The organism is Variovorax sp. V118 (genome assembly GCF_041154445.1).
Taxonomy (GTDB): domain Bacteria; phylum Pseudomonadota; class Gammaproteobacteria; order Burkholderiales; family Burkholderiaceae_C; genus Variovorax; species Variovorax boronicumulans.
In genome coordinates this window covers 7,190,425-7,214,639 of sequence record NZ_AP028663.1, presented here as the reverse complement: position 1 = coordinate 7,214,639, position 24,215 = coordinate 7,190,425, and the positions used below count along the sequence as shown (strand labels likewise).

The window sequence follows — 24,215 nt, the reverse complement described above, 5'->3', positions numbered from 1 at the left end:
GGGCGCTTGAAAAAGTGATGGAACCCTCGGGCATTTCTTGTATAGGTATTGTGGATATTCTCTGCTGGAAGGCGCTGGGCATTCTAACTTGTCAAAACCTTATCCACATGCTGCGCTGCACATGGAAAGGCCCGCAAATCCAGTCGAAGATTGTTCCGGCGGCCAATGTTTGCGATAATTGCGGGTTTCCCTGAAAAGCCTTCACAGCGTCTTTCGGGGGCCATCCGAAACTCGCTCCCCCAGCGCTCGCCGGGTTTTTGCATGCCTTCATGCGGAAACCGGCGCAAACAGGGAATCAGGAAACCATCATGAAACGCACTTACCAAGCATCCAAAGTCCGCCGCGCCCGTACCCACGGCTTTCTGGTCCGCATGAAGACCCGCGGCGGCCGCGCCGTGATCAACGCACGCCGCGCCAAGGGCCGCAAGCGCCTGGCCGTCTGACGGCACCCCACCTGCCGTTGTCAGCCGCCGACACGTCCGCGCAGGCTCCTGCAGCCTCTGCGCCTGGCCCCGCCAGCAGCGACGTCCGCGGCCCGGCTTCCTTGCAGCGGCTCAAGACCCGCGCGCAATTCCAGGCCGTCCTCGCAGGTGCCACCGTGGCGCGCACTGCCCATTTCGCATTGCACCGCTGTGCGCTCGATGTTTCTCCATCGGGCGCCGCTTCGCTGTTTCCGTCCGATGAGGTCTGGCTGGGCGCCATGGTGCCCAAGCGCTGGGCACGCCGCGCGGTGACGCGCAACGCCATCAAGCGCCAGATCTACGCCGTGAGCGCCGCGCCCGGCGTCGTGTTGCCGCGTGCCGCGCACGTGGTGCGTCTGCGCGCCGGTTTCGATCGCAAGGCGTTCGTGAGCGCCTCCTCGGACAAGCTCAAGGCCGCCGTGCGCGCCGAGCTCCAGCAATTGCTGGCGCGCGCCGGGCGTCCGCCAGCACCGGCTGCCGCCTCCCCCGCACCCGCCTCCGCATGAAACGCCTGCTGATCGGCCTCGTGAAGGGCTACCGCCTGCTGCTGAGCCCCTGGCTCGGGCAGTCGTGCCGCTTCACGCCGACCTGCTCGGTGTATTCGATCGAGGCGCTGGAAGTGCACGGCGCGCTCAAGGGCAGCTACCTGACTCTGCACCGCATCGCGCGCTGCCAGCCCTGGTGCCAGGGCGGCCACGATCCGGTTCCACCGAAATCACAGCGTCGCACTGACAAGTCAGGATCGCTGTTTTCGTCTCTTCTCTCCTCCGACAAGAAGTCTTCGTCATGAACGATATCCGCCGCACGATCCTGTGGGTGATTTTTGGTTTCTCGCTCGTGCTGCTGTGGGACCAATGGCAGGTCTTCAACGGCAACAAGCCGACCTTCCTGCCGTCGACCAAGCCCGCCGCCACGGCGCCGGCCACGGGCAGCGCGGCCAACAACGGCGTGCCGACCGCGGCTGCCGCAGCCGGCGGCACCGCAGGCGCCGTGCCCACGCAGGCGGCCCCGGCCGCGCCGCGCGAGCAGGTCGTGGTGACCTCCGACCTGTTCAAGGCGACGATCGACAGCGAAGGCGCCACGGTCAACCACCTCGAGCTGCTCAAGTACGACGAAGCCGACCGCACCAAGCGCGTCGTGCTGTTCGAAAACGGCTCGCCCGCCACGCGCTACGTGGCGCAGACCGGCCTGCTGAACCCCGTCGCCGGCGACGCCTTCCCCAACCACCTGACGGCCATGACGCCCAAGGCCGGTCCGCGCACGATGGCCGACGGCCAGAACACGCTCGAAGTGAGCTTCGAAAGCGCCCCGGTCGGCGGCCTGAAGTACATCAAGACCTACGTGTTCAAGCGTGACGACTACGTCATCGGCGTGCGCCACGAAGTGGTCAACGTGAGCGACCAGCCGCGCGACGCGCAGCTGTACATGCAGCTGCTGCGCCACGGCACCGTGGCCGCTGGCACCATGTTCGGCACCAACACCTTCACCGGCCCGGCCGCGTACACCAACGAGAAGAAGTTCCACAAGCTCGACTTCAAGGACATCGCCAAGGGCAAGGTCGAGCCGCCGCCGCCGGCCAACGACGGCTGGATCGCGATGGTGCAGCACTACTTTGCGTCGGCCTGGCTGCTCAAGGGCGACCCGGCCAGCGAACAGCTGCGCCGCGAGTTCCGCGTGAAGGACCTGGGCGACAACCTCTTCACCGTCGCCATGGTGGCCACGCTGCCGAAGATCGCCCCGGGCGCCACGCAGGTCGTGAACAGCGCGCTGTTCGCCGGCCCCGAAGAAGAAAAGAAGCTCGAAGCCATCGCCCCCGGCCTGGACCTGGTGAAGGACTACGGCATCTTCGCGATCATCTCCAAGCCGCTGTACTGGCTGCTCACCCAACTGCACGGCATCCTGGGCAACTGGGGCTGGGCGATCGTGGCGCTTGTGGTGCTGCTGAAGGCGGCCTTCTACTGGCTCAACGCCAAGGCCTACGCCAGCATGGCCAAGATGAAGGCCATCAACCCGAAGATCATGGAAATGCGCGAGCGGCTGAAGGACAAGCCGCAAGAGATGCAGCAGGAAATGATGCGGATCTACAAGACCGAGAAGGTCAATCCGATGGGCGGCTGCTTCCCCATCGTGATCCAGATCCCGGTGTTCATCGCGCTGTACTGGGTGCTGCTGTCGTCGGTCGAAATGCGCCACGCCCCGTGGATCGGCTGGATCACCGACCTGTCGGCACCCGATCCCTGGTACATCCTGCCGATCGTGATGACGGCCACCTCGCTGTTCCAGACCTGGCTCAACCCGACGCCGCCCGATCCGATGCAGGCCAAGCTGATGTGGATCATGCCGCTCGCGTTCAGCGTGATGTTCATCTTCTTCCCGGCCGGCCTGGTGCTGTACTGGATCACGAACAACGTGCTGTCGATCGCGCAGCAGTGGTTCATCAACAAGCGACTGGGCGTGCTGGGCAAATAAGCCAGCCGGCCTCCGCCACCCGCAAAGGGCCGCATCCGCGGCCCTTTGCTTTTTGCTGAAAGAATCGCGCTGTCATGACCCTCGCCCGCACCACCGATCCCATCGTCGCCATCGCCACCGCCCCGGGGCGCGGGGCGGTCGGCATCGTTCGCGTGTCGGGCGCCCGGCTGGCGCCGCTGGTCCAGGCGCTGTGCGCCCGCGCCCTCAAGCCGCGCGAAGCCACCTACCTGCCCTTTCGCGATGCGCAGGGCGAGCCGGTCGACCACGGCCTGGCGATTCATTTCCCGACGCCGCATTCCTACACCGGCGAAGACGTGCTCGAACTGCAGGCGCACGGCGGCCCGGTCGTGCTGCAGCTGTTGCTGTCGCGCTGCCTCGAGGCCGCGACCGAAATCGATCCGACCACCGGCCGCCCGCGCCTGCCCGGCCTGCGCGTGGCCGAGCCGGGCGAGTTCAGCCAGCGCGCCTTTCTCAACGGCAAGATCGACCTGGCCCAGGCCGAGGCCATCGCCGACCTGATCGACGCGAGCACCGAGGCCGCTGCGCGCAGCGCCGGGCGCTCGCTGTCGGGCGCCTTCTCGCGCGAGATCCACACGCTGCGCGACGCGCTGATCCACCTGCGCATGCTGGTCGAGGCCACGCTCGACTTCCCCGAAGAAGAGATCGACTTCCTCCAGAAAGCCGACGCGACCGGCCAGCTGCAACGGCTGCAGGCGCAGCTGGCCGCCGTGCAACAGCGCGCCAAACAAGGCGCGTTGCTGCGCGAAGGCATCAAGGTGGTGATCGCGGGCCAGCCCAACGCGGGCAAGAGCTCGCTGCTCAATGCGCTGGCCGGCGCCGAGCTGGCCATCGTGAGCGCCATTGCGGGCACCACGCGCGACGTGGTCTCGCAGACCATCCAGATCCACGGCGTGCCGCTGCATGTGGCCGACACCGCCGGCCTGCGCGACAGCACCGACGAGGTCGAGCAGATCGGCGTGGCGCGCGCCTGGGGGCAGATCGAAAGCGCCGACGCCGTGCTGTTCCTGCACGACCTGACGCGCGCCGGCCAGCCCGACTACGCCGCCGCCGACGCCGAGATCCTGGCCGGCCTGCAGCGCAAGCTGCCGGCGAGCGTGCCGGTGCTCGATGTGTGGAACAAGCAGGACGCAGCGGCGTCGGCCGCGCCGCCGTCCGAAGGCATCGCCCTGTCGGCCAAGACCGGTGCGGGCATCGAGGCGCTGCGCGACCAGCTGCTCGCCATGGCCGGCTGGCAGGCCGTGCCCGAGGGCGTTTACCTGGCGCGCGCGCGCCATGTGCAGGCGCTGGCCCGGGTCGAGACGCACCTCGCGCTGGCCGCCGCCCACCTGGCGGCGCAGGCGCAACTGCTCGACCTGCTCGCCGAGGAGCTGCGGCTGGCCCAGAACGCGCTCAACGAGATCACCGGGGAGTTCGGCGCGGATGACCTGCTGGGGGTCATCTTTTCGCGCTTCTGTATCGGGAAATAGCGACACATGCGTGCGCTTCGCTGGTGAAAGCGTAAACAGTTGTAGCCGAACCTCGGGGCCTTCGCGGATACTTCGGATCACTTGCGGGGGTCGAGAAAAACATGTCCATCCAGAACCTGAGCCGCGCCATCGCGGAGAACCTGAGCGCCGACGCGTTCGCGCTGACCTTGAGCGTCGCGCAGTGGGACACGCTCGCGGGTTATCTGCAGCCCATCGAAACCGCGATCGGCGACGTGCTGATCTCGCAGGGCACGCACGACCGCTCGGTGTTCTTCGTCGAAAGCGGCGCCATCAGCGTGCATCGCGTCAGCAGCAAGGAGCAGATGCGCCTGGCCGTGCTGTCGCCGGGCTCGGTGGTGGGCGAAGGCTCGTTCTTCTCGCGCGAGCCGCATGCGGCCAACGTGGTGGTCACCGGCGCGGGGCGCGTGTGGCGCCTCACGGCCGTGCGGTTCTCCGAGATGTCGAACCGCCAGCCCAACATGGCGCTGGACATCGCGATGGCGCTCGGCGCCGTGATTGCCAAGCGCATGGCGCACCGCTCCAAGCGGGTGGCCGTCACCTGAGCCTTTCGGCTCGCCGCGCGCTGCCAGCCGCCGCACAACAACAAGAACAAGTCTTCGTTTCCGATCCCGAGAATTGCTGGTGAGCCATGGCCTTGATCTGCCCGGTCTGTGACGCGGACAACCGCGACGGTGCCAATTTCTGCAGAAGCTGCGGTGGCCGGCTGTCGGCCGCCGACCGCGTGCCACCCCCGGCGCCCAGCCCTGCCGACCGCGAATGGGCCACCACCGCACCGGCCCAGTTGCGTGCGCCGACCATTCCCGCGCCGCTGTTCGATCCTGCCGAGTCGAAGCGCGCGTCGTCGCAGGCGTCCAGTGGCTGGAGGCCCGAGCCGCCACCCCCACCGCCGCCGCCAGCGGATGAAAAGACCGTGATCGTCGCGCCGGGGCGCGGGGGTGCCGCATCGTCCTTGCCTCCGTCCCCCCGAGCCGATCGGCCAAAGACGCGGATCAAGGTCAAGCGCATCAAGCCGCCCGAACCGGTGCTGCGCCCGCGCGGCATCGGGTTGTGGCTGGGGCTGCTCGTGGTCGCGCTGCTGCTGGTGGTCGCGGGCTGGCTGGGCTACGGGACCGGCAGCAAGGCGCCCGAGCCGGTCGTGGCACCGCCTCCTGTCGCCGCGCCGGCGCCCGCCGCGACGCCGCCGGTGGTCGAAGCACCGCCCGTCGCGACCGAGCCCGCGCCGCCCGTGGCCGAAGCGCCACCCACGGAAGCGGTCGCCGAGCCGGCGGAAGCCGCTCCCAAGCCGACGCCCGTCGCGAAGCTGCGCAAGCCTGTGACACCTCCCCCACCGACGCCGCAGGCCCCTGCCGCCGCAGCGCCTGTGGCGGCTGCACCGGTCCCTGCGCCCGCGTCTCCGGCCCCGCCGGCCGACCCGCAGGCCCAATGCGGCGACCGCAACTTCATCGCCAAGGCGCAATGCATGGCGGCCCAGTGCGTGAAGCCCGAGTACAGGTCGCACGCGCAGTGCGAGGCGGTGCGCCGTCAGCAGCGCATCGAAGAAGAAAAGCGCAACCCGTCGCTCTTGAACTGAGCCCGCGCCGGCAGCCTCAGCCCTTTTGCAGCCGCTCGATGGCAATCGCCAGCGCGGCGGGCTTGCCCGACAGCACCAGGGTGTCCCCGTCCGACAGCAGCGTGTCGTCGGCCGGCACGCGCGCCTGGCCGTCCTGGCGGCGCAGGCTGGCCACCCGCACACCCAGCGTCGGCAGCGCAATCCGTCCGAGCGTCTGGCCGATGGCGCGTGCGCCCGGCGTGAGCGTGAAGCTGTTCAGGCGCTCGTGGTCGATCTCGTCGGCGTTGTCGTCGTCGGCGCCGTGGAAGTAGCCGCGCAGCAGGTTGTAGCGCGCGTCGCGCTGGTCCTGCACCACGCGGATCACGCGCCGCATCGGCACGCCGACCAGCGCCAGCGCATGGCTGGCGAGCATCAGCGACCCTTCGATGGCCTCGGGCACCACCTCGGTCGCGCCGGCGGCCTGCAGCTTCTCGAGGTCGTGGTCGTCCTGGGTGCGCACGATCACCGGCACGTGCGGCGCGTGGGCGCGGGTGTTGGCCAGCACCTTCATCGCGCCGCCCACGTCGAGGTAGGTGACGACCACCGCGCTGGCGCGCGCCAGGCCCGCGGCCATCAGCGCCTGCAGCCGCGCCGCGTCGCCGAACACCACCGAATCGCCGGCCGCGGCGGCCTGGCGCACGCGGTCGGGGTCCAGGTCGAGCGCCATGTAGGGAATGCCTTCGCGCTCCAGGATGCGCGCCAGGTTCTGGCCGCAGCGCCCGTAGCCGCAGATGATCACGTGCTGCGCGGTGTTGATGGTCTTGCGCGCGATGGTCGTCATCTGCAGCGACTGCTGCAGCCAGTCGCTGGCCACCAGCTTTCGCACGATGGCGTTGCTGTACATGACGATGAACGGCGTGGCCAGCATCGACAGCACCATCGACGCCAGCACCGGGTGGCCAGCCACGGCGGCAGCAGGTTGCGGTCCTGCGCGAGCGCCAGCAGCACGAAGCCGAACTCGCCGGCCTGCGCCAGGTACAGGCCGGTGCGCAGCGACACGCCCGAGGTCGCGCCCAGCACCCGCGCCAGCACCGTCACCAGCCCCAGCTTGAACAGCAGTGGCACCAGCAGCAGTACCGCCACCAGCAGCCAGCGGTCGACCACGATGTGCCAGTCGAGCGACATGCCGACGGTGATGAAAAACAGCCCCAGCAGCACGTCGTGGAAGGGGCGGATGTCGGTCTCGACCTGGTGCTTGTATTCGGTTTCCGACACCAGCATGCCGGCGATGAAGGCGCCCAGCGCCAGGCTCAGGCCGGCCAGCTCGGTGAGCCAGGCCAGGCCCAGCGTGATCAGCAGCACGTTCAGGATGAACAGCTCCTCGCTGCGCCGACGCGCCACCAGCGTGAGCCACCAGCGCATGATGCGCGGCCCGCCGTACAGCAGCACGCCGATGAGGAAGGTGGCCTTCACCAGCGCGAAGCCCAGCGCCTTGGCCAGCGCCTCGGGCGGCGCGCCCAGCGCGGGAATCAGCACCAGCAGCGGCACCACGGCCAAATCTTGAAAGAGCAGCACGCCCATCACGCGCTTGCCGTGCTCGCTCTCCAGTTCGAGCCGCTCGGCCATCAGCTTGACCACGATGGCGGTGCTGCTCATGGTGAGCGCGCTCGACAGCGCCAGCGTGGTCTGCCACCCCAGCTGCCAGGCCGGCGGCAGCTGCGTGGCGATCAGCAGTGCGCCGGCGGTGGCCAGCGCCATGGTCAGCAGCACCTGCGCCATGCCCAGCCCGAACACGTGCTTGCGCATGGCGCGCAGCTTGGGCAGGCTGAACTCGAGCCCGATCACGAACATCAGGAACACCACGCCGAATTCGCCCAGGTGGCGGATGCCTTCGGAGTTCTGCGCCAGGGCCAGCGCATGCGGGCCGATGAGCACGCCGGCCGTCAGGTAGCCGAGCATCGGCGGCAGCTTGAGCGACCGGCAGGCCACCACGCCGATCACCGCGGCCAACAGATACAACAGCGTGAGATCGAACGAAGACATAGGCGCCGATGCTAGAGCAATGTCCGTGCCCCGGGCTTCCCCGGGCCATGTGATCCCCGACCGCGCCCGCCTCGTAAAATCCGGCGATGAGCTCCCGCCCCGCCCCGACCCACGTGGTCGACCCCGACGCCATCCTGGCCCGGGCACGCGTCACATTCGACATCGAAGCCGAAGCCGTCCTCGGCCTGAAGGCCCGCGTCGGCCCGAGTTTCGTCGAGGCCGTGCGCAAGATCCTCGAAGTGCGCGGCCGTGTGGTCGTGATGGGCATGGGCAAGAGCGGCCACGTCGGCCGCAAGATCGCCGCCACCCTCGCCTCCACGGGCACGCCCGCGATGTTCGTGCACCCGGCCGAGGCCAGCCACGGCGACCTCGGCATGATCAAGGCGGTCGACCTCGTGCTGGCCATCTCCAACAGCGGCGAGGTCGACGAGCTCACCGTGCTGCTGCCGGTGGTCAAGCGCCAGGGCGTGCCCCTGATCGCCATGACCGGCCGCCCCGATTCCACGCTGGCGCGCCATGCCGACATCGTGATCGACGCCGGCGTCGCCAAGGAAGCCTGCCCGCTGAACCTCGCGCCCACCGCGAGCACCACCGCGCAGATCGCCATGGGCGACGCGCTGGCCGTGGCCCTGCTCGACGCGCGCGGCTTCGGCTCCGAAGATTTCGCCCGCTCGCACCCCGGTGGCGCGCTGGGCCGCAAGCTGCTCACCCACGTGAGCGACGTCATGCGCTCGGGCGACGAAGTGCCGTGCGTGCCGCCGACGGCCACCGTCAGCGAGCTGATGCGCGCGATGAGCATCAAGGGCTTCGGCGCTGCTGCCGTGGTCGAGCCCGACGGTCGGGCGCTGGGCATCTTCACCGACGGCGACCTGCGCCGCCTGATCGAGGCCGGCGCCGACCTGCGCACGCCCAAGGCAGCCGACATCATGCACCGCGACCCGCGCACCATCCGCGTCGACGCGCTGGCGGTGGAGGCGGCCGAACTCATGGAGCAATGCGGCATCACCCGCCTGTTCGTGATCGACGGCGCGGGGGTGATCGTCGGCGCGGTGAACACCAACGACCTGATGCGCGCGAAGGTCATCTGATGCCGCTTGATTTCCAGGCCGAGACCCTGCTGGCCGCGCAAGACGTGCGCATCGTCTTCTTCGACATCGACGGCGTGCTGACCGACGGCGGCGTGTACTTCACCGAGCACGGCGAGACGCTCAAGCGCTTCAGCATCCTCGACGGCTACGGCCTCAAGCTGCTGCGCAAGGCCGGCATCACGCCGGCCGTGATCACCGGGCGCGACTCCAAGCCGCTGCGCGTGCGGCTCGAGGCGCTGGGCATCGAGCACGTGCGCTACGGCACCGAGGACAAGCTGCCCGCCGCCGAGGCCATGCTGAAGCAGCTCGGCTTCACCTGGGCGCAGGCCGCCGCCATCGGCGACGACTGGCCCGACCTGCCGGTGCTGACCCGCGTCGGCTTCGCAGCAGCGCCGGCCAACGCGCACGCCGAAGTGCGTGCCGTGGCGCGCTATGTCACCACCGCACGCGGCGGCGAAGGCGCGGCGCGCGAATTCTGCGACCTGCTGTTGACGGCCTGCGGCCAGTACCGCCCGCTGCTCGACGCTGCCCTGGGCCCCCGACCATGAGCCCGCAGCTGCGACGCGCCTGGAACCTGACGCGCGATGTGCTCGACCGCACCACCATCTACCTGCCGATCATCCTGATGGCGGGCGTGGCGCTGGGCACCTACTGGCTGGTGCGCAATGCGCCCAAGCTGCTGGAGCCCACCGTCAAGGCGGCGCCCACGCACGAGCCCGACTACTTCATGCGGGACTTCGTCATCAAGAACTTCCTGCCCAACGGCGACCTGCGCAGCGAGCTGCACGGCACCGAGGGGCGGCACTACCCGGACACCGACACCATCGAGGTCGACCAGGTGCGCATGCGCTCGGTGTCGCCCGAGGGGCTGGTCACGCGCTCGTCGGCGAACCGGGGCCTGTCGAATTCCGACGGCAGCGAGATCCAGCTGTTCGGCAACGCGATCGTGATCCGCGAACCCGCGCTGAGCGCGAGCGGCAAGGCCACGCCGCGCCTCGAGTTTCGCGGCGAGTTCCTGCATGCGTTCCTCGACACCGAGAAGGTGCAGTCGAACAAGCCGGTCACGCTCATCCGCGGCAGCGACCAGTTCACGGGCGATACGCTCGACTACGACAACCTGAGCGGCGTGGCCAACCTCACGGGCCGCGTGCGCGGCGTGCTGGTGCCGTCGGCCGCCGCAGGCAAGCCGCGCTGAGCGGCTGCCACACAAGAACAAGTTCCCGGGAGACGATCCACGCATGACCACCGCCGCACCGCTCGTCTTCATCACCGGCGCCTCCAGCGGCATCGGCCAGGCCTTGGCCGCGCGCTTCTACGACGCGGGCTACCGGTTGGCGCTGGTCGCGCGGCGCACGGGCGAGATCGAAACCTGGGCGACGGGCCGCCAGCTGGACGCGGGCCGCTACCAGGTCTACGGCGCCGACGTGGCCGACACCGACAGCATCGTGGCCGCCGGCACCGACTGCATCGCGCGCCAGGGCGTGCCCGACGTGGTGATCGCCAATGCCGGCATCAGCATCGGCATCGACACGGCCGAGCGTTCGGACCTCGACGTGCTGGCGCGCACCTTCGCCGTCAACAACGTGGGGCTGGCCGCCACCTTCCATCCGTTCGTGCAGGCCATGGTGCAGCGCGGCAGCGGGCGGCTCGTGGGCATCGGCAGCGTCGCCGCCATCCGCGGGCTGCCGGGGCACGGCGCCTACTGCGCGAGCAAGGCCGGCGTGGTCGCGTACTGCGAAAGCCTGCGCGGGGAACTGCACAACAGCGGGGTGAAGGTCGTCACGCTCTGCCCGGGCTACATCGACACGCCGCTGACGCAGGGCAACCGCTACGGCATGCCCTTTCTCATGCAGCCCAAGGACTTTGCTGCGCAGGCGCTGCGCGCCATCGAGGCCGGCACGAGCTACCGCGTGATTCCGTGGCAGATGGGCGTGGTCGCCAAGGTCATGCGCCTGCTGCCCAATGCCGTGCTCGACCGCGCGGTGCAGGGCCGGGAGCGCAAGAAGCGCAGCGGCGAAGCCTGAGCTTCATTGCCGATTGAACAGCGGGCACAGCGCGCAGGCAAAGAAAAAGGCTCCCGAGGGAGCCTTTTGTGTTTGTGTGCCGTGAGGCATGCGAAGGAGTGAACGGGGTTCAGTACCCACCGTTGCCGCCGCCGCCGTAGCCGCCACCGCCGCTGCGACCACCGCCGCCGCCACGGGGACCTGCGCCGTAGGGGCTGCGGAAGCCGCCATCGCCACCACCGCCGCCGCCACCCGAACGACCACCACCGCCGCCGTAGCCGCCGCCACCGCCGGAACGGCCACCGCCGCCACCACCGTAGCCGCCACCACCGCCGCCGCCGTAGCCACCGCCACCACCGCCGCCATAACCACCACCGCCGCCGCCGTAGCCGCCGCCACCGCTGCGGGGGGGACGTGCTTCCATGGGACGTGCTTCGTTGACGACCACGCTGCGGCCGCCCAGGGGTTGGCCGTTCATGCCGTTGATGGCGGCCTGTGCTTCCGCGTCACTGCCCATCTCGACGAAGCCGAAGCCCTTCGAGCGACCCGTGTCGCGCTCCATCATGACCTTGGCGCTGGTCACTGCGCCGAACTGGCCGAAGGCCTGCTCGAGATCACCGTCGCGCACCGAGTAAGGCAGGTTGCCGACGTAGAGTTTGTTGCCCATCAAGGGACTCCTATAAACACATCAAGAAAAGCGATGGAGTCCCGAAAGCATCACTCAAACGAGAGCCGCCGAGCCGCGCGAAACTGACCGATCACCGAATTGCTCCCGCCCAAAATCAAGAGGGATGCTCGTGCATTATGGGTGAAATATCAAAAAAGCAAGCAGGAATTTGCGTCTTGAGGTAGCACCTTTCGAAACTAGTAGAAGTTAGCGCACGCCTACCTGTTTGAGCCGGGGGAATTGACGATGCGGCTACAATTTGCCGGTCATTGGGGAGTAGCCGCCTTCCGCATACGAGAAGGGCCCGCGTCAACAGACTTGTCCTTGCCCCACGAGGACATGGCGCGTGCAGTGAACACACCTGGCGAGACCTTTGACCGCACAACTTCGGGAATATGGCCGAAGGTGTTGTGCGGTCAATTGCGTCCTTCGGCCCAAGGAACCCCACATCCATCATGGAAGCTTTTCTCGTTGCAACGGGCGTGGTCGCGCTCGCCGAAATGGGCGACAAGACCCAACTCCTGGCCCTTCTGCTGGCCGCGCGCTTCAGGAAACCCTGGCCGATCGTGTTCGGCATCTTTGTCGCCACGGTCATCAACCACGCGCTGGCCGGCGCGGTCGGCAACTACATCACGCGCTGGCTCGGCCCCGAGGTGCTGCGCTGGATCCTGGGCGGTTCGTTCATCGCGATGGCCGTCTGGATGCTGATTCCCGACAAGCTCGATGAAGACGACGCCCCCGGCGTCTCGAAGTTCGGCGTCTTCGGCACCACGGTGATCGCCTTCTTCCTGGCCGAGATGGGCGACAAGACCCAGATCGCCACCGTCATGCTGGCCGCCCGCTTCATGCAGGACTACGCCTGGGTCGTCGTCGGCACCACGCTGGGCATGATGCTGGCCAATGCGCCGGTCGTGTGGCTGGGCGACAAGATCGTGCGGCGCGTGCCGATCAAGCTCGTGCACGGCATCTCGGCGGCGATCTTCCTGGTGCTGGGCGTCGTGATGATCGTCGGCTGGTAGCAGGAAAAAGTCACGGGGCTATACTTGCCCTGCGCCGATTTGCTTCAGCTTGCGGGCGCTTTATAAATTCTGCTAAAGACGGCTGCCGAACCCGGCTCGTTTTTGGCGAGGCCGGGTTTTTTCATTCATGTCGTCGTCGTCACCTTTGGTCGTCACCCCGCAGTCGATGCAGTTCGCAGGCCCGCTGGCCCTGCGCAGCGGCGCCTCGATCAGCGGCTACACGCTCGCCTACGAAACCTACGGCACCCTCAACGCCGAGCGCAGCAATGCGGTGCTGGTGTGCCACGCGCTCAACGCCTCGCACCACGTCGCGGGCGTGTACGAGGGCCAGGCCCGCTCCGAGGGCTGGTGGGACAACATGGTGGGCCCGGGCAAGCCGCTGGACACCGACCGCTTCTTCGTGATCGGCGTCAACAACCTCGGCTCCTGCTTCGGCTCGACCGGCCCGATGCACGTGAACCCCGCCACCGGCCGCGTCTATGGCGCCGACTTCCCGGTGGTCACGGTCGAAGACTGGGTCGACGCCCAGGCGGCGCTGCTCGATGCGCTCGGCATCCGCACGCTCGCGGCCGTGATGGGCGGCAGCCTCGGCGGCATGCAGGCGCTGTCGTGGACGCTGCAGTACCCCGACCGCGTGCGGCACGCCGTGGTGGTGGCCAGCGCGCCCAACCTCACGGCCGAGAACATCGCCTTCAACGAGGTGGCGCGCCGCGCCATCGTGACCGACCCCGACTTCCACGGCGGCCACTTCTACGAATACGGCGTGGTGCCCAAGCGCGGCCTGCGCATCGCCCGCATGATCGGCCACATCACCTACCTGAGCGACGACGTGATGAACGCCAAGTTCGGGCGCATTTTGCGCAGTGCCGTGGAGGGCGAGGTGGCGGGGCTCGACTACCGCTATTCCACGCAGGACATCGAGTTCCAGATCGAAAGCTACCTGCGCTACCAGGGCGACAAGTTCAGCGAGTACTTCGACGCCAACACCTACCTGCTGATCACCCGCGCGCTCGACTACTTCGACCCTGCGCGCCACCACGGCGGCCAGCTCAGCACCGCGCTCGCGCAGGCCACGGCCAAGTTCCTGCTCGTGAGCTTCAAGACCGACTGGCGCTTCTCGCCCGCGCGCAGCCGCGAGATCGTGAAGGCGCTGCTCGACAACCGCCGCAACGTGAGCTACGCCGAGATCGACGCGCCGCACGGCCACGACGCCTTCCTGCTCGACGACGTGCGCTACATGGGCGTGGTGCGCTCGTACTTCGAACGCGTCGCCAAGGAATTCCAATGAGCGACCTTGCACATCAACGACTGATCGCCGAGCTCGTGCCGCAAGGCTCGCGCGTGCTCGACCTGGGCTGCGGCGACGGCGCCCTGCTCGACCTGCTGCAGCGCGAGCGCGGCTGCACCGGCTATGGCGCGGAGATCGCCGACGGCAACGTGCTGCAGTGCATCCGCCGCGGCGTCGACGTGATCCAGCTCAACCTCGACGAAGGCCTGGCGATGTTCGACGACGCCACCTTCGACGTGGTGCTGCAGATCGACACGCTGCAGCACCTGCGCAATGCCGAGGTCATGCTGCGCGAGACCGCGCGCGTGGGCCGCTTCGGCATCGTCGCCTTTCCCAACTTTGCGCACTGGCCCAACCGCCTGAGCGTGGCGCGCGGGCGCATGCCCGTGACGCGCCGCCTGCCCTACCAGTGGTACGACACGCCCAACATCCGCGTCGGCACCTACAAGGACTTCGAGGTGCTGGCCGGCAAGAACAACCTGCGCGTGCTCGACGCCTTCGGCCTGCAGAACGGGCGCGACGTGCGTTGGCTGCCCAACGCGCGCGCCAGCACGGCGGTCTTCAAGTTCGAGCGGGGCGGCTGAGCACGCCGCCCTTGCACCGCACGGACATCGGGTCGGAATGAGCTTCACGCTCGCGCAGCCGGTTCACAGCGAACTGCTCATCAAGAAGAGCCGCTTCATCGGCTGCGTGCAACCGGTGCCCGACCGCGCGGCCGCGCTGGCGGTGGTCGCCTCGTTGCGCGCCGAACACCCGGGCGCTGCGCACGTGTGCTGGGCCCTGATGGCCGGCGGCCAGTCGGCCGCGAATGACGACGGCGAGCCCGGCGGCACGGCCGGGCGCCCCATGCTCGAGGTGCTGCGCCACCAGCAGGTGGAAGGCGCGCTCGCGACTGTGGTGCGCTACTTCGGCGGCGTGAAGCTCGGCGCCGGCGGCCTCGTGCGCGCCTACACCGACGCCGCGGCCCAGGCCCTGCTCGGCGCCACGCTGGTGCCGCTCGTGCGCCAGCGCCACCTGCAGTGCGCCGTGCCCTACGCGCTCGAGGGGCTGGTGCGGCGCGAGTTGGCCGCCATCGGCGCGGTGCTCGAAGACGTGCAGCACGGCGACGACGTTCGCTTGGCCTTCGCGCTGCCCGCGCCCGAGGCCGACGCCTTCATCGCGCGCCTCGACGATGCTGCGCAAGGGCGCGTCGTCTGGCCGACGGCGTGAGCCGCTTCGCCGGCGCCTTGCCTGAAGCCGGCTCCGCCGCCAGCGCGAGCACGCCACGCGAGGCCTGTGCGATCGGCTCCGCCAGGTCGTCGTCGACGCCGCGCCGCGTCATCTCGGCCGTGACGATGCCGGTGGGTACCGCCAGCACGCCCCAGCCCAGCAGCATCATCACGGAGGCGATCGCGCGGCCCAGGTCGGTCTTGGGCACGAGGTCGCCGAAGCCGACCGTGGCCATGGTGGAAATCGCCCAGTAGATCGCCACCGGAATGCTGGTGAAGCCGTGCGTCGGGCCCTCGACCACGTACATCAGCGTGCCCATCACCAGCACCACCAGCATCACGAAGCCCACGAACACCGTGATCTTGCGGCGGCTCGATGCCACCGCCGACACCAGCGCGCGGTACTCCACCGAATAGCGCGAGAGCTTGAAGATGCGGAACACGCGCAACAGCCGCAGGATGCGCACGTCGATCAGGTACGCCAGCTCGGGCGCGAAGGCCACGAGAAAGGTCGGCAGCAGCGCGAGCAGGTCGATCACGCCGTAGAAGCTCAGCGCGTAGCGCAGCGGCTTGTTCACGCAGCACAGCCGCGCGATGTACTCCAGCGTGAAGAGAATCGTGAACACCCATTCGAGGGCATTGAACAGTGGGCGCCACTGGTCGCGGATCGATTGCACGCTGTCCAGGATGACGACCAGCACGCTCATCACGATCACCGCGATGAGCGTCAGGTCGAACCACAGGCCGGCGGGGGTGTCGGCCTCGAAGATCACGGTGAACAGCGTGCGCCGCCAGCCGCGCGCGGGCTTGTCGAACCGCGAGTCGGTGGCGGCGGGCGTGGACAGGGCTTCGATGTTCGGTCGGATCAGGCGGGTCATGCGGGGCATTGTCAGGGGCCCCGGGCGACTTATTCAGTTACGCTTATTGCGCAATGAAGTGCCGCATGCCGTGAGTGCGTTCTTACGATAGTCCCCTTTCTTGAGGAGCTCCCCATTGGCCACACAGTCCCCCTTTTTCGGCAAGCGCGATCGTGACACCGATTCGCTGACGTCCCGTCCCGCACCGCTGGTTGGTTCGGGCACCAATCTCTCGGGCACTCCCGTCAATCCCTCCTCGTTGACCGCACAGGCCGGCCTGGCCCCGGCGGCTGCGCCTGCCGCCAAGGAAGGCGGCAGCAAGCTCACCGTCGGCCCGAACATCAAGCTCAAGGGCGTCGAGATCACCGATTGCGACACGCTCGTGGTCGAAGGCCTGGTCGAGGCGACGATGGATTCGCGCCTGATGCAGATCGCCGAACAGGGCGAGTTCAAGGGCTCGGCCGAGATCGACATCGCCGAGATCCGCGGCGTGTTCGACGGCAACCTCACCGTGCGCGAGAAGCTCGTCATCCACTCGACCGGCAAGGTCACCGGCAAGATCCGCTACGGCAAGATCGTGATCGAAGAAGGCGGCCAGCTGTCGGGCGAGATCAGCTTCGGCGCCAAGCCGTCGCTGCAGGCCGCCGCCTGAGGCACCTGACGCGCCCGGTCTGACGACCGTCGATCAGGGCGCTTTCTTTTTCGGTGGGGCCTTCTTGGCCGCCGGCTTCGGCTTGTCCGCGGTGGCGGCCATTGCTGCGTCTGCGGCCGGCGGCGCCCACCCCAGGCGCTGCAGCAAGGCACCGGCCGCGGCCGGTGCCCTTTCCTTGGCGCCGTTGATGAAATACACGAACACGTCGCGCGCCTTCGGCGTCGTGGTCCAGCCTTGCGCGCGCGCGGCCCAGGTGTCCAGCGCCTTGGGCGCGTAGCCGGTCGCGAGCGACGCGTCGGCCATCATGAGCCGCGCGTAGGCGACATCGCCCTCGGGCTCCTCGAACGATGGAAACTTGTCGGCGTCGGTGAACACGGTCGACACCTTGTGCTTCTTCGCGAGCGCCTTGTAGGCGGGCACGATGAAGCTCTCGTGCCGCACGTCCATCACGTGGCGCAGCACGCGGCTGCCTTCCTTCTTGGGCAGCAGCTCCAGGAATGCCTCGAAGTCATCCGCATCGAACTGCTTGGTCGGCATGAACTGCCAGACGATCGGCCCGAGCTTGTCGCCCAGTTCGGCCACGCCGCTGTCGATGAACCGCTGGATCGACTCGCTCGCGGTCGCCAGCACCTTGCGGTTGGTGGTGAAGCGCGAGGCCTTCATCGAGAACATGAAGTCGTCGGGCGTGTCGTCGCGCCACTTGCGGAAGGTCTCGGGCTTGAAGGTGCTGTAGTAGGTGCCGTTGATCTCGATGGCGCTGACCTGCCGGCTGGCGTAGTTCAACTCCTTCGCGTGGGCCAGGCCCTTCGGGTAGAAGTTGTCGCGCCAGGGCTCGTAGGTCCAGCCGCCGATCCCCACCTTGATCCGCGTCGATGTTGCCTTGCTCACATTGCGCTCCGGGTTTTGAGATCGCCCGCACTCTACGCGCGCTCGCCGCGAGGCGCAAAATGCGTTTTTTCGTCCCCGCGGAGAATCCCCGATGAACGCCCCCCTGCACCGTGAAATGCCCGCCGGCACGCTCGACGCGACGCGCGCCCTCTCTGATGTCACCGCCCGATGGGACGGCGACATCGTCAAGCAACTCACCGACTACATCGCCATTCCCGCCAAGTCGCCCGGCTTTGACAAGGACTGGTCGGCCAACGGCTACCTGGAGACCGTGCTGCGCAACGCCGCGGCCTGGGTCGAGGCGCAGAAGGTCGAGGGCCTGAAGCTGGAGATCGTGCGCCTCGAAGGCCGCACGCCGGTGCTGTTCTTCGAAGTGCCGGCCACCGGCACGAACATGACCGAGACCGTGCTCATGTACGGCCACCTCGACAAGCAACCCGAGTTCACCGGCTGGCGCAACGACCTCGGCCCGTGGACGCCCAAGTACGAGAACGGCCTGCTCTACGGCCGCGGCGGGGCCGACGACGGCTACGCGGTGTACGCCAGCGTGGCCGCGCTGCAGGCGCTCAAGGCCCAGGGCGTGGCGCACCCGCGCATCGTCGGCCTCATCGAAACCTGCGAGGAAAGCGGCTCCTACGACCTGCTGCCCTACGTCGACGCGCTGCGTCCGCGCCTGGGCGAGGTCGAGCTGGTGATCTGCCTCGATTCGGGTGCCGGCAACTACGACCAGCTGTGGCTCACGACCTCGCTGCGCGGCATGGCCAGCGGCACGCTCAAGGTCGAGGTGCTGACCGAAGGCATCCACTCGGGCGACGCCTCGGGCCTCGTGCCCTCGAGCTTCCGCATCATGCGGCAGGTGCTCGACCGCCTCGAAGACAGCGCCACCGGCCGCCTGCTGCCCGCGAGCTTCCATTGCGAAGTGCCGGCCGACCGGCTCGCGCAGGCCAAGGCCACGGCCGCCATCCTCGGCGACGAGGTCTACAAGCGCTTCCCGTGGGCGCACTACGACTGCGGCGGCTCGACCATGTTCGCGCTGCCGACCACCACCGACCCGGTCGAGGCGCTGCTCAACCGCACCTGGAAGCCCACGCTGTCGGTCACCGGCGCCGAAGGCTTCCCGGCCCTGAAGGACGCGGGCAACGTGCTGCGCCCCTACACCGCCTTCAAGCTCTCGCTGCGCCTGCCGCCGCTGGTCGATGCAGCCGAGACGGTGCAAAAGCTCAAGGCCCTGCTCGAGGACAACGCGCCCTACCAGGCGCGCGTCACCTTCGAAAGCGGCGGCGGCGCCACCGGCTGGAACGCCCCCACCATCACGCCGTGGTTCGAGGACGCGCTCAACAAGGCCTCGCGCGCGCACTTCGGCGCCTCCTGCGGCTACATCGGCCAGGGCGGCACGATCCCGCTGATGAACATGCTGAGCGCCGGCTTCCCGACGGCGCAGATGATGGTCTGCGGCGTGCTGGGCCCGAAGAGCAACGCGCACGGCCCCAACGAGTTCCTGCACGTGCCCTACGCCAAGAAGCTGACGGCCGCCGTGGCCGAGGTCATCGCCGCCCTGCCCGTCGCGCACCGCGCCGCGGCGTCGGAGCCGGTGGCCGTTTGAGCGACGCGCTGCCCTTGCCGCACCGCGTGTCGCTGTCCACGCCGGACGGCGAGACGCTGGCGCTGCGGCGGCTGCCCGCCGCGGGCACGCCCCGCGCCGTGGTGGTCGTGGTGCACGGGCTGGGCGAGCATGCGGGGCGCTATCACGGCCTCGCCAAGCAACTGCATGCCTGGGGCTTCGCGGTCTGGGCGCACGACCATCACGGGCACGGCGAATCCACCGGCGCGCGCGGCGGCCTGCCCGGCGAGCTGCGTCTGGTCGACGACCTGGCGCTGGTGATCGACGACGCGCGCCGCGAGAACCCCGGCGTGCCGCTGGTGCTGCTGGGCCACAGCCTGGGCGGCCTGGTCGCCGCGAGCCTGGTGGCGCGCGGCGTGCGGCCGGTCGATGCGCTGGTGCTGTCGTCGCCGGGGCTCGACCCGGGGCTGAACGGTTTCCAGAAGATGCTGCTGGCGGTGCTGCCGCGCATCGCGCCCAACCTGCGCGTGGGCAACGGGCTCGACGACAACTACCTCTCGCACGACCCGGTGGTGGTGCAGGCCTACCGCGACGATCCGCTCACGCACGACCGCATCGGCAGCCGGCTGGCGCGTTTTCTCGCCTACGAAGGTGCCACGGTGCAGCAGCACGCGGCGCGCTGGCCGGTGCCCACGCTGCTGATCTACGCGGGCGACGACCGGCTCGTGCGGCCGGCAGCGAGCCGCGCCTTCGCGGCCGCCGCGGCGCCCAGCGGCAACGTCGAGGCGAAGTGCTTCGACGCGCTGTACCACGAGCTCTTCAACGAACTCGATGCGGAGCCCGTCTTCGACACGCTGCAGCGCTGGCTCGACCGGCGGTTTCCAGCGGCGGCTGTCTCCGCGCGCGTGGCCTGAGGCTCAGGCCTTGGCCACCGGCGCGCGCCGGCGTTGCGTCTGCGCGAGCCAGAGCAGCGCGGCACCGGTCAGGGCCACCGGCACCAGCGAGCCGTAGTTCAAAAGCTGCCAGCCCTGCGTGGTCACCAATACGCCCGAGGCGAACGAGGTCAGCGCCAGCGTCGCGAACACGCAGAAGTTGAGCGCGCCCTGGGCCCGGTCGCGCTCCTCGGCGGTGTAGGCCGTGAGCGAGAGCGTCGTGCTGCCGGTGAACAGGAAATTCCAGCCCACGCCCAGCAGAAACAGCGCGACCAGGAAGTGGTGCAGGTCCACGCCCGACAGCGCCACCACGATGCAGCCGAGGTTGAGCGCCAGCCCCACCCCCATCACCGGCAGCGCGCCGAAACGGCGGATCAGGTGGCCGGTGAAGAAGCCCGGCGCGAACATGCCGATCACGTGCCACTCGAGCACCAGCGCCGCGTCGGAAAACGGCAGGCTGCAGATCTGCATTGCGATGGGCGTGGCGGCCATCAGCAGGTTCATCACGCCGTAGCTCAGCGCACCTGCGGCGGCCGACACGATGAACACGGGCTGGCGCATGATCTCGCCCAGCGGCCTGCCGCCGGCGGCTTCCTTGCGGGTCGGTGACGGCGGGAACTCGATGAAATGCATCACCGCCATCGAGAGCAATGCCACCGCCGCCAACGCGATGTACGCGCCGGCGAAGGGCACGGAGAGGGCGTCGCGCGTGAAGGTCGCCAGGTTCGGCCCCGCCACCGCACCGATCAGGCCGCCGGCCATCACCATCGACACGGCCTTCTCGCGCCAGGCCGGCAATGCCAGTTCGGCCGCCGCGAAACGGTAGAGCCCGGCGTTGGCGTTGTAGTAGCCGGCGACCAGGGTGGCGAAGCACAGCAGCCAGAAGTTCTTCGAGGACGCCGCGTAGGCGCACAGCAGCGCCGAGCCGACCGCCACCGCCAGCCCGATCTGGAACGAACCGCGGCGGCCGAAGTGTTGCTGCGTGCGCGCCACCAGCCCCGTGCTCAGCGCGCCGCCCACCACGTAACCCATCACAGGCAGCGTGGCCATCCATCCCAGCGGCGCGATGCCCAGGCCCACGAGACCGTTGATGGCGATGAAGGTGACGTTGTTGGTCAGGAGCAGGCCCTGGCAGATGGCCAGGAGCCACAGATTGCGATTCATGGGGCGCGGTTCTACGCGATTGGCCGGCGAAGGCAAGGCGCCGGCCAAAAAAAAGCGCCCTCGCGGGCGCCGGAATTCTGAGAATGAAATTCGCCGGATGGCAGGTCAGGTCGGCTTGTTGCCTTGCAGCAGACCGCTGAGCGAGCCCAGCAGGTCTTCGTGGTTGCCGAGGCCTTGCTCGGGCACCTTGCCCTGCGGCGTGAGCTGGTTGATGAGGGCCGGCAGCATGGTGGCCAGCATCGGCAGCAGCATTTGTGCGTTGATGCCGAGCTTGGAGGCGATGGCGGCGATCGTGTCGCCGCCCAGCGCGTTCTGCAACTGATCGCCCGAGACCGGCTTGTTTTCACCGTTGCCGATCCACGAGCCGATCACGTCGCCCATGCCCGCCTGCTCGAATTTCGAGACCATGCCGCCGAGGCCGCCCTGCCCGCCGTTGTTGGCAAGCAGGCCGCCCAGGGCGCCGGCGAGGCTTCCGAGATCTCCCAATCCCCCGAGGCCACCGCCTTGCGGTTGCTGCTGCTGTGCAGCGCCTCCTAGCACCTGACCGAGTACCGAATCGAGCAACCCCATGACCATTCCTTGGTGTGTGACAGAAACGCTCACATTTTCCAATGTGGCGACCCGCTCGCCGAAAGTGGCCGCGCCACTTTCGAACTGGCAACGTGACAAATTACTTGCTGCGTGCTGCGCGTTTCGGCAGGAGCGCGGGGCTGACGCCCTGCACACCGACCAGGCCGAGCACAGTGACGAGCGAATTCTGCGCGCCTTTCCATGCATCTGTCACGTCAATCGACTCGGCCAGCGAGTGGAATCCGCCCGACTTGCCGCCGCCGCCGATGATGATGGCCGGGATGCCCAGCGAAATGGGAACGTTCGCATCCGTGCTGCCGCCGCGCAGCAGCGTCTTGTGGCCGAAAGCACTGTTGGAACGCGTGGCGGCCTCGACGATCACCGAGTCGGGCGCCGTGCGGCCACCCGGGCGGTCGCCGATCAGCTTGGTGCTCACGCTCAGGCTGGTCACGTTCCAGCGCTTGTTCTCTTCTGCCACGGCCTCGTCGAGCGTGGCGAGGATCTTCTTCTCGGTCTCCAGCAGCGAGGCCATGTCGTCCGAGCGGATGTCGATGGCCATGCGCGCATCGGGCGCGATGGTGTTCACCGAGGTGCCGCCGCCGACGGTGCCGACGGTGAAGGTGGTCTTGGGGAAGCTGGGCGTGCGCACCTCGGCGATCTTGGCGATGGCGCGGCCCATGCCGTGGATCGCGCTGGGCACCTGTCCGAAGGCGCCGAAGCTGTGGCCGCCCGGGCCCTTGAACGTCACTTCGTAGCGGTGGCTCGCGGTGCCGAGCACCAGCACGTGGCCGTCGGGCGAGGGCTCGAGGCCGACCATGCCGTCGATGTCCAGGTGGTCGCGGAAGATGGCCTTCATGCCGCGCAGGTTGCCCAGCTCTTCCTCGCCGACGTTGGCAACGATCATCAGGTCGCCCACGGTCTGGATCTTGTTGTCGTTGAGCACCTTGAGCCATGACAGCAGCACCGACAGGCCGCGCGTGTCGTCACCGATGCCGGGCGCGAAGAGCTTGCCGTCGCGCTCCTTCACCTTGACGTCGGTGCCGGCCGGAAAGACGGTGTCCAGGTGCGCCGAAATGAGCAGCTTGGGGCCGTTGCCCGTGCCCTTGCGCAGGCCGACCACGTTGCCCTCGGCGTCGATCTTCGCGTCGGGCAGGCCGAGCGCTTTCAGGCGTGCCAGGAAGGCTTCGGCGCGCTTCTGTTCCTTGAAGGGCGGCGCCTCGATCTCGGTCAGCGTCTTCAGTTCTTCGACCGTGCGTTCGTGGTCGGCCTTGACCGATTCCAGCAGCTTGCGGATCGCGGGCGACGCCATGAGCTGGGTGTAGGCCTGGTCGACCGCGGGGCTGACCTGCGCCGGTGTGGGCGCAACGGCCTGGCTTTGGGCGTGAACGGTGGGCATGGCGCACAGCGCGGCCAGGACAAGGGGGGCGAGACGAAACGCGCGGGATGAACGAGGCATGGGGGGAGCGGTCCTTCCGGGAGGCGGAGTGAACAAGGAAAAACGAAGCGGCCATTGTTCCGCAGGCGCCCGGTGTGCGCCTCGCGGAAAACACCCCCCAAACAGTTCAGGCGCCGACGAGCGACACCAGCGCTGCGAGCGCCGCGGTTTCGGCGCGCAGCACCCGCGCGCCGAGCGTGGCCGGTGCGAAGCCGCGCGCGATGGCGTCGTGCTCTTCACTGGCGCTGAGGCCGCCTTCGGGGCCGCTGAGCACGAGCGCGGGTTGCGTGGCGGGTGTCTCTGCGGCCACGGCGGTGACGGCGCGCGTGCCCTCGGCCAGGCTCAGCACTAGTCGCGTCGATGCCGTATCCGCGGCGGCAGCGCCGCCGAGCCAGCCCGCGAAGGACTGCACCGGATGGATCACCGGCACGCGGTTGCGACCGCACTGCTCGCAGGCCGCAACGGCGATGGCTTCCCAGTGCGCCCGTTTCTTCTCGGCGCGTTCGCCCGACAGGCGCAGCACGCCGTGCGCCGTGGCCAGCGGCTGGATGCTGGTCACGCCGAGTTCGGTGGCCTTTTCGACCAGCCAGTCCATCCGCTCGTTGGCCGGCATGCCGACCGCGAGGTGCACGGCGCGGGCCGCTTCGCGCTCGATGGGCGTGTGGGCTCCCACCGCCACCGCGACCTCGCTGCGGCCCATGCGCTCGACCGTCGCGGCGTACTCGCCGCCCGCGCCGTCGAACAGGGTGAGCGTGTCGCCGGGCTGCATGCGCAGCACCTGCACATGGCGCGCGGCGCCCGGCGGCAGCGCCAGGCTGGCGCCGGCGGTCAGCGGCACGGAGCAGTGAAAACGGGGCATGCGATGAGATCAGGA

At 68.6% G+C, this 24,215-nt stretch carries 25 protein-coding genes, 1 pseudogene and 1 riboswitch; of the genes and pseudogenes, 18 read left to right on the top strand and 8 right to left on the bottom strand.

Annotated elements, in window-relative coordinates; all coding sequences use genetic code 11:
• Nucleotides 1-308: 308 nt before the first annotated feature.
• The 7 genes from rpmH (at nucleotide 309) to ACAM52_RS33685 (ending at nucleotide 6,008) form a co-directional block, all read left to right on the top strand.
• Entirely contained in the window at nucleotides 309-443 is a 135-nt protein-coding gene (gene rpmH, locus ACAM52_RS33715) for a 50S ribosomal protein L34 (protein WP_007834827.1), read from the top strand.
• 101 nt (nucleotides 444-544) lie between these two features.
• Nucleotides 545-967, top strand: a complete 423-nt coding sequence (locus tag ACAM52_RS33710; RefSeq protein ID WP_062480416.1) for a ribonuclease P protein component — start codon at nucleotides 545-547, stop codon at nucleotides 965-967.
• On the top strand, nucleotides 964-1,251 hold the full coding sequence (gene yidD / locus ACAM52_RS33705; RefSeq protein ID WP_056574909.1) for a membrane protein insertion efficiency factor YidD: 288 nt from the start codon (nucleotides 964-966) through the stop codon (nucleotides 1,249-1,251). The genes ACAM52_RS33710 and yidD overlap by 4 nt, the downstream gene beginning before the upstream one ends.
• Nucleotides 1,248-2,930 (top strand): membrane protein insertase YidC, encoded by a 1,683-nt coding sequence (yidC, locus tag ACAM52_RS33700; protein ID WP_095948401.1) that lies wholly within the window; start codon nucleotides 1,248-1,250, stop codon nucleotides 2,928-2,930. The genes yidD and yidC overlap by 4 nt, the downstream gene beginning before the upstream one ends.
• Before the next feature lie 74 nt (nucleotides 2,931-3,004).
• Nucleotides 3,005-4,417 (top strand): tRNA uridine-5-carboxymethylaminomethyl(34) synthesis GTPase MnmE, encoded by a 1,413-nt coding sequence (gene mnmE, locus ACAM52_RS33695; RefSeq protein WP_369645722.1) that lies wholly within the window; start codon nucleotides 3,005-3,007, stop codon nucleotides 4,415-4,417.
• 101 nt (nucleotides 4,418-4,518) lie between these two features.
• On the top strand, nucleotides 4,519-4,980 hold the full coding sequence (locus tag ACAM52_RS33690) for a Crp/Fnr family transcriptional regulator (protein ID WP_095747374.1): 462 nt from the start codon (nucleotides 4,519-4,521) through the stop codon (nucleotides 4,978-4,980).
• Nucleotides 4,981-5,066: 86 nt separating this feature from the next.
• A complete protein-coding gene (locus ACAM52_RS33685) occupies nucleotides 5,067-6,008 on the top strand; it encodes a zinc ribbon domain-containing protein (RefSeq protein WP_369645721.1) in 942 nt (313 codons plus the stop codon).
• Nucleotides 6,009-6,024: 16 nt separating this feature from the next.
• Here ACAM52_RS33685 and ACAM52_RS33680 read toward each other — a convergent pair.
• A pseudogene (locus ACAM52_RS33680) lies at nucleotides 6,025-8,009 on the bottom strand (monovalent cation:proton antiporter-2 (CPA2) family protein).
• Nucleotides 8,010-8,095: 86 nt separating this feature from the next.
• Here ACAM52_RS33680 and ACAM52_RS33675 point away from each other — a divergent pair.
• Genes ACAM52_RS33675 through ACAM52_RS33660 form a run of 4 tightly spaced genes read left to right on the top strand, consistent with a single transcriptional unit; the run spans nucleotide 8,096 to nucleotide 11,121 of the window.
• On the top strand, nucleotides 8,096-9,097 hold the full coding sequence (locus tag ACAM52_RS33675) for an SIS domain-containing protein (protein WP_062473617.1): 1,002 nt from the start codon (nucleotides 8,096-8,098) through the stop codon (nucleotides 9,095-9,097).
• Entirely contained in the window at nucleotides 9,097-9,645 is a 549-nt protein-coding gene (locus tag ACAM52_RS33670; RefSeq protein ID WP_062473615.1) for an HAD family hydrolase, read from the top strand. The genes ACAM52_RS33675 and ACAM52_RS33670 overlap by 1 nt, the downstream gene beginning before the upstream one ends.
• The gene (gene lptC, locus ACAM52_RS33665; protein ID WP_307582431.1) at nucleotides 9,642-10,292 is read left to right on the top strand and encodes an LPS export ABC transporter periplasmic protein LptC; all 651 of its coding nucleotides are present in this window, start codon (nucleotides 9,642-9,644) and stop codon (nucleotides 10,290-10,292) included. The genes ACAM52_RS33670 and lptC overlap by 4 nt, the downstream gene beginning before the upstream one ends.
• Before the next feature lie 43 nt (nucleotides 10,293-10,335).
• The gene (locus ACAM52_RS33660; RefSeq protein ID WP_369645720.1) at nucleotides 10,336-11,121 is read left to right on the top strand and encodes an SDR family oxidoreductase; all 786 of its coding nucleotides are present in this window, start codon (nucleotides 10,336-10,338) and stop codon (nucleotides 11,119-11,121) included.
• 109 nt (nucleotides 11,122-11,230) lie between these two features.
• Here ACAM52_RS33660 and ACAM52_RS33655 read toward each other — a convergent pair whose 3' ends face one another.
• Nucleotides 11,231-11,767 carry an RNA-binding protein gene (locus ACAM52_RS33655; protein ID WP_070063360.1) on the bottom strand — a complete coding sequence of 179 codons (537 nt, stop codon included), beginning with the start codon at nucleotides 11,765-11,767 and terminating at the stop codon, nucleotides 11,231-11,233.
• Between the two features lie 259 nt (nucleotides 11,768-12,026).
• Nucleotides 12,027-12,205: riboswitch (yybP-ykoY riboswitch) on the top strand.
• Nucleotides 12,206-12,222: 17 nt separating this feature from the next.
• Here ACAM52_RS33655 and ACAM52_RS33650 point away from each other — a divergent pair.
• The 4 genes from ACAM52_RS33650 (at nucleotide 12,223) to ACAM52_RS33635 (ending at nucleotide 15,283) form a co-directional block, all read left to right on the top strand.
• Nucleotides 12,223-12,786 (top strand): TMEM165/GDT1 family protein, encoded by a 564-nt coding sequence (locus tag ACAM52_RS33650; protein WP_307638464.1) that lies wholly within the window; start codon nucleotides 12,223-12,225, stop codon nucleotides 12,784-12,786.
• Between the two features lie 127 nt (nucleotides 12,787-12,913).
• Nucleotides 12,914-14,074: a homoserine O-acetyltransferase gene (locus ACAM52_RS33645; protein WP_369645719.1), complete on the top strand. Its 1,161-nt coding sequence runs from the start codon at nucleotides 12,914-12,916 to the stop codon at nucleotides 14,072-14,074.
• Complete coding sequence (metW, locus tag ACAM52_RS33640) at nucleotides 14,071-14,658, top strand: methionine biosynthesis protein MetW (RefSeq protein WP_369645718.1); 588 nt, start codon at nucleotides 14,071-14,073, stop codon at nucleotides 14,656-14,658. Before ACAM52_RS33645 ends, metW begins: the two co-directional genes overlap by 4 nt.
• Before the next feature lie 37 nt (nucleotides 14,659-14,695).
• On the top strand, nucleotides 14,696-15,283 hold the full coding sequence (locus tag ACAM52_RS33635; RefSeq protein WP_369645717.1) for a YigZ family protein: 588 nt from the start codon (nucleotides 14,696-14,698) through the stop codon (nucleotides 15,281-15,283).
• On the opposite strand, the gene ACAM52_RS33630 is transcribed toward ACAM52_RS33635, so the two are convergent.
• Nucleotides 15,228-16,160 carry an ion transporter gene (locus tag ACAM52_RS33630; RefSeq protein ID WP_369645716.1) on the bottom strand — a complete coding sequence of 311 codons (933 nt, stop codon included), beginning with the start codon at nucleotides 16,158-16,160 and terminating at the stop codon, nucleotides 15,228-15,230. The two genes, ACAM52_RS33635 and ACAM52_RS33630, sit on opposite strands and share 56 nt — an antisense overlap.
• Before the next feature lie 115 nt (nucleotides 16,161-16,275).
• On the opposite strand from ACAM52_RS33630, the gene ACAM52_RS33625 reads away from it, so the two are divergent.
• Entirely contained in the window at nucleotides 16,276-16,791 is a 516-nt protein-coding gene (locus ACAM52_RS33625; protein WP_062473600.1) for a polymer-forming cytoskeletal protein, read from the top strand.
• Between the two features lie 33 nt (nucleotides 16,792-16,824).
• Here the strand turns inward: ACAM52_RS33625 and ACAM52_RS33620 are convergent, their stop codons facing one another.
• Nucleotides 16,825-17,679, bottom strand: a complete 855-nt coding sequence (locus tag ACAM52_RS33620; protein WP_369645715.1) for a DUF72 domain-containing protein — start codon at nucleotides 17,677-17,679, stop codon at nucleotides 16,825-16,827.
• 91 nt (nucleotides 17,680-17,770) lie between these two features.
• On the opposite strand from ACAM52_RS33620, the gene ACAM52_RS33615 reads away from it, so the two are divergent.
• Both ACAM52_RS33615 and ACAM52_RS33610 read left to right on the top strand, forming a co-directional pair.
• Nucleotides 17,771-19,282: a M20 family metallopeptidase gene (locus tag ACAM52_RS33615; protein WP_369645714.1), complete on the top strand. Its 1,512-nt coding sequence runs from the start codon at nucleotides 17,771-17,773 to the stop codon at nucleotides 19,280-19,282.
• On the top strand, nucleotides 19,279-20,154 hold the full coding sequence (locus ACAM52_RS33610) for a lysophospholipase (RefSeq protein WP_369645713.1): 876 nt from the start codon (nucleotides 19,279-19,281) through the stop codon (nucleotides 20,152-20,154). The genes ACAM52_RS33615 and ACAM52_RS33610 overlap by 4 nt, the downstream gene beginning before the upstream one ends.
• Before the next feature lie 3 nt (nucleotides 20,155-20,157).
• Here the strand turns inward: ACAM52_RS33610 and ACAM52_RS33605 are convergent, their stop codons facing one another.
• From ACAM52_RS33605 to ACAM52_RS33590, 4 genes are all read right to left on the bottom strand, one after another.
• Nucleotides 20,158-21,336: an MFS transporter gene (locus ACAM52_RS33605; RefSeq protein WP_369645712.1), complete on the bottom strand. Its 1,179-nt coding sequence runs from the start codon at nucleotides 21,334-21,336 to the stop codon at nucleotides 20,158-20,160.
• A gap of 105 nt (nucleotides 21,337-21,441) precedes the next feature.
• A complete protein-coding gene (locus tag ACAM52_RS33600; RefSeq protein ID WP_070063350.1) occupies nucleotides 21,442-21,906 on the bottom strand; it encodes a YidB family protein in 465 nt (154 codons plus the stop codon).
• Nucleotides 21,907-22,006: 100 nt separating this feature from the next.
• Nucleotides 22,007-23,362: a M20/M25/M40 family metallo-hydrolase gene (locus tag ACAM52_RS33595; RefSeq protein WP_369645711.1), complete on the bottom strand. Its 1,356-nt coding sequence runs from the start codon at nucleotides 23,360-23,362 to the stop codon at nucleotides 22,007-22,009.
• Between the two features lie 106 nt (nucleotides 23,363-23,468).
• Entirely contained in the window at nucleotides 23,469-24,200 is a 732-nt protein-coding gene (locus tag ACAM52_RS33590; RefSeq protein WP_369645710.1) for a 16S rRNA (uracil(1498)-N(3))-methyltransferase, read from the bottom strand.
• Nucleotides 24,201-24,215 lie beyond the last annotated feature (15 nt).

What these genes read in the sequence shown, in the direction of transcription:
- ACAM52_RS33590 (WP_369645710.1), bottom strand. Translation starts at nt 24,200, where the DNA reads ATGCCCCGTTTTCACTGCTCCGTGCCGCTGACCGCCGGCGCCAGCCTG.
- metW (WP_369645718.1), top strand. Translation starts at nt 14,071, where the DNA reads ATGAGCGACCTTGCACATCAACGACTGATCGCCGAGCTCGTGCCGCAA.
- ACAM52_RS33685 (WP_369645721.1), top strand. Translation starts at nt 5,067, where the DNA reads ATGGCCTTGATCTGCCCGGTCTGTGACGCGGACAACCGCGACGGTGCC.
- ACAM52_RS33650 (WP_307638464.1), top strand. Translation starts at nt 12,223, where the DNA reads ATGGAAGCTTTTCTCGTTGCAACGGGCGTGGTCGCGCTCGCCGAAATG.
- ACAM52_RS33630 (WP_369645716.1), bottom strand. Translation starts at nt 16,160, where the DNA reads ATGACCCGCCTGATCCGACCGAACATCGAAGCCCTGTCCACGCCCGCC.
- ACAM52_RS33595 (WP_369645711.1), bottom strand. Translation starts at nt 23,362, where the DNA reads ATGCCTCGTTCATCCCGCGCGTTTCGTCTCGCCCCCCTTGTCCTGGCC.
- ACAM52_RS33635 (WP_369645717.1), top strand. Translation starts at nt 14,696, where the DNA reads ATGAGCTTCACGCTCGCGCAGCCGGTTCACAGCGAACTGCTCATCAAG.
- lptC (WP_307582431.1), top strand. Translation starts at nt 9,642, where the DNA reads ATGAGCCCGCAGCTGCGACGCGCCTGGAACCTGACGCGCGATGTGCTC.
- ACAM52_RS33670 (WP_062473615.1), top strand. Translation starts at nt 9,097, where the DNA reads ATGCCGCTTGATTTCCAGGCCGAGACCCTGCTGGCCGCGCAAGACGTG.
- ACAM52_RS33615 (WP_369645714.1), top strand. Translation starts at nt 17,771, where the DNA reads ATGAACGCCCCCCTGCACCGTGAAATGCCCGCCGGCACGCTCGACGCG.
- ACAM52_RS33645 (WP_369645719.1), top strand. Translation starts at nt 12,914, where the DNA reads ATGTCGTCGTCGTCACCTTTGGTCGTCACCCCGCAGTCGATGCAGTTC.
- rpmH (WP_007834827.1), top strand. Translation starts at nt 309, where the DNA reads ATGAAACGCACTTACCAAGCATCCAAAGTCCGCCGCGCCCGTACCCAC.
- ACAM52_RS33600 (WP_070063350.1), bottom strand. Translation starts at nt 21,906, where the DNA reads ATGGGGTTGCTCGATTCGGTACTCGGTCAGGTGCTAGGAGGCGCTGCA.
- ACAM52_RS33605 (WP_369645712.1), bottom strand. Translation starts at nt 21,336, where the DNA reads ATGAATCGCAATCTGTGGCTCCTGGCCATCTGCCAGGGCCTGCTCCTG.
- yidC (WP_095948401.1), top strand. Translation starts at nt 1,248, where the DNA reads ATGAACGATATCCGCCGCACGATCCTGTGGGTGATTTTTGGTTTCTCG.
- ACAM52_RS33655 (WP_070063360.1), bottom strand. Translation starts at nt 11,767, where the DNA reads ATGGGCAACAAACTCTACGTCGGCAACCTGCCTTACTCGGTGCGCGAC.
- yidD (WP_056574909.1), top strand. Translation starts at nt 964, where the DNA reads ATGAAACGCCTGCTGATCGGCCTCGTGAAGGGCTACCGCCTGCTGCTG.
- ACAM52_RS33675 (WP_062473617.1), top strand. Translation starts at nt 8,096, where the DNA reads ATGAGCTCCCGCCCCGCCCCGACCCACGTGGTCGACCCCGACGCCATC.
- ACAM52_RS33660 (WP_369645720.1), top strand. Translation starts at nt 10,336, where the DNA reads ATGACCACCGCCGCACCGCTCGTCTTCATCACCGGCGCCTCCAGCGGC.
- mnmE (WP_369645722.1), top strand. Translation starts at nt 3,005, where the DNA reads ATGACCCTCGCCCGCACCACCGATCCCATCGTCGCCATCGCCACCGCC.
- ACAM52_RS33690 (WP_095747374.1), top strand. Translation starts at nt 4,519, where the DNA reads ATGTCCATCCAGAACCTGAGCCGCGCCATCGCGGAGAACCTGAGCGCC.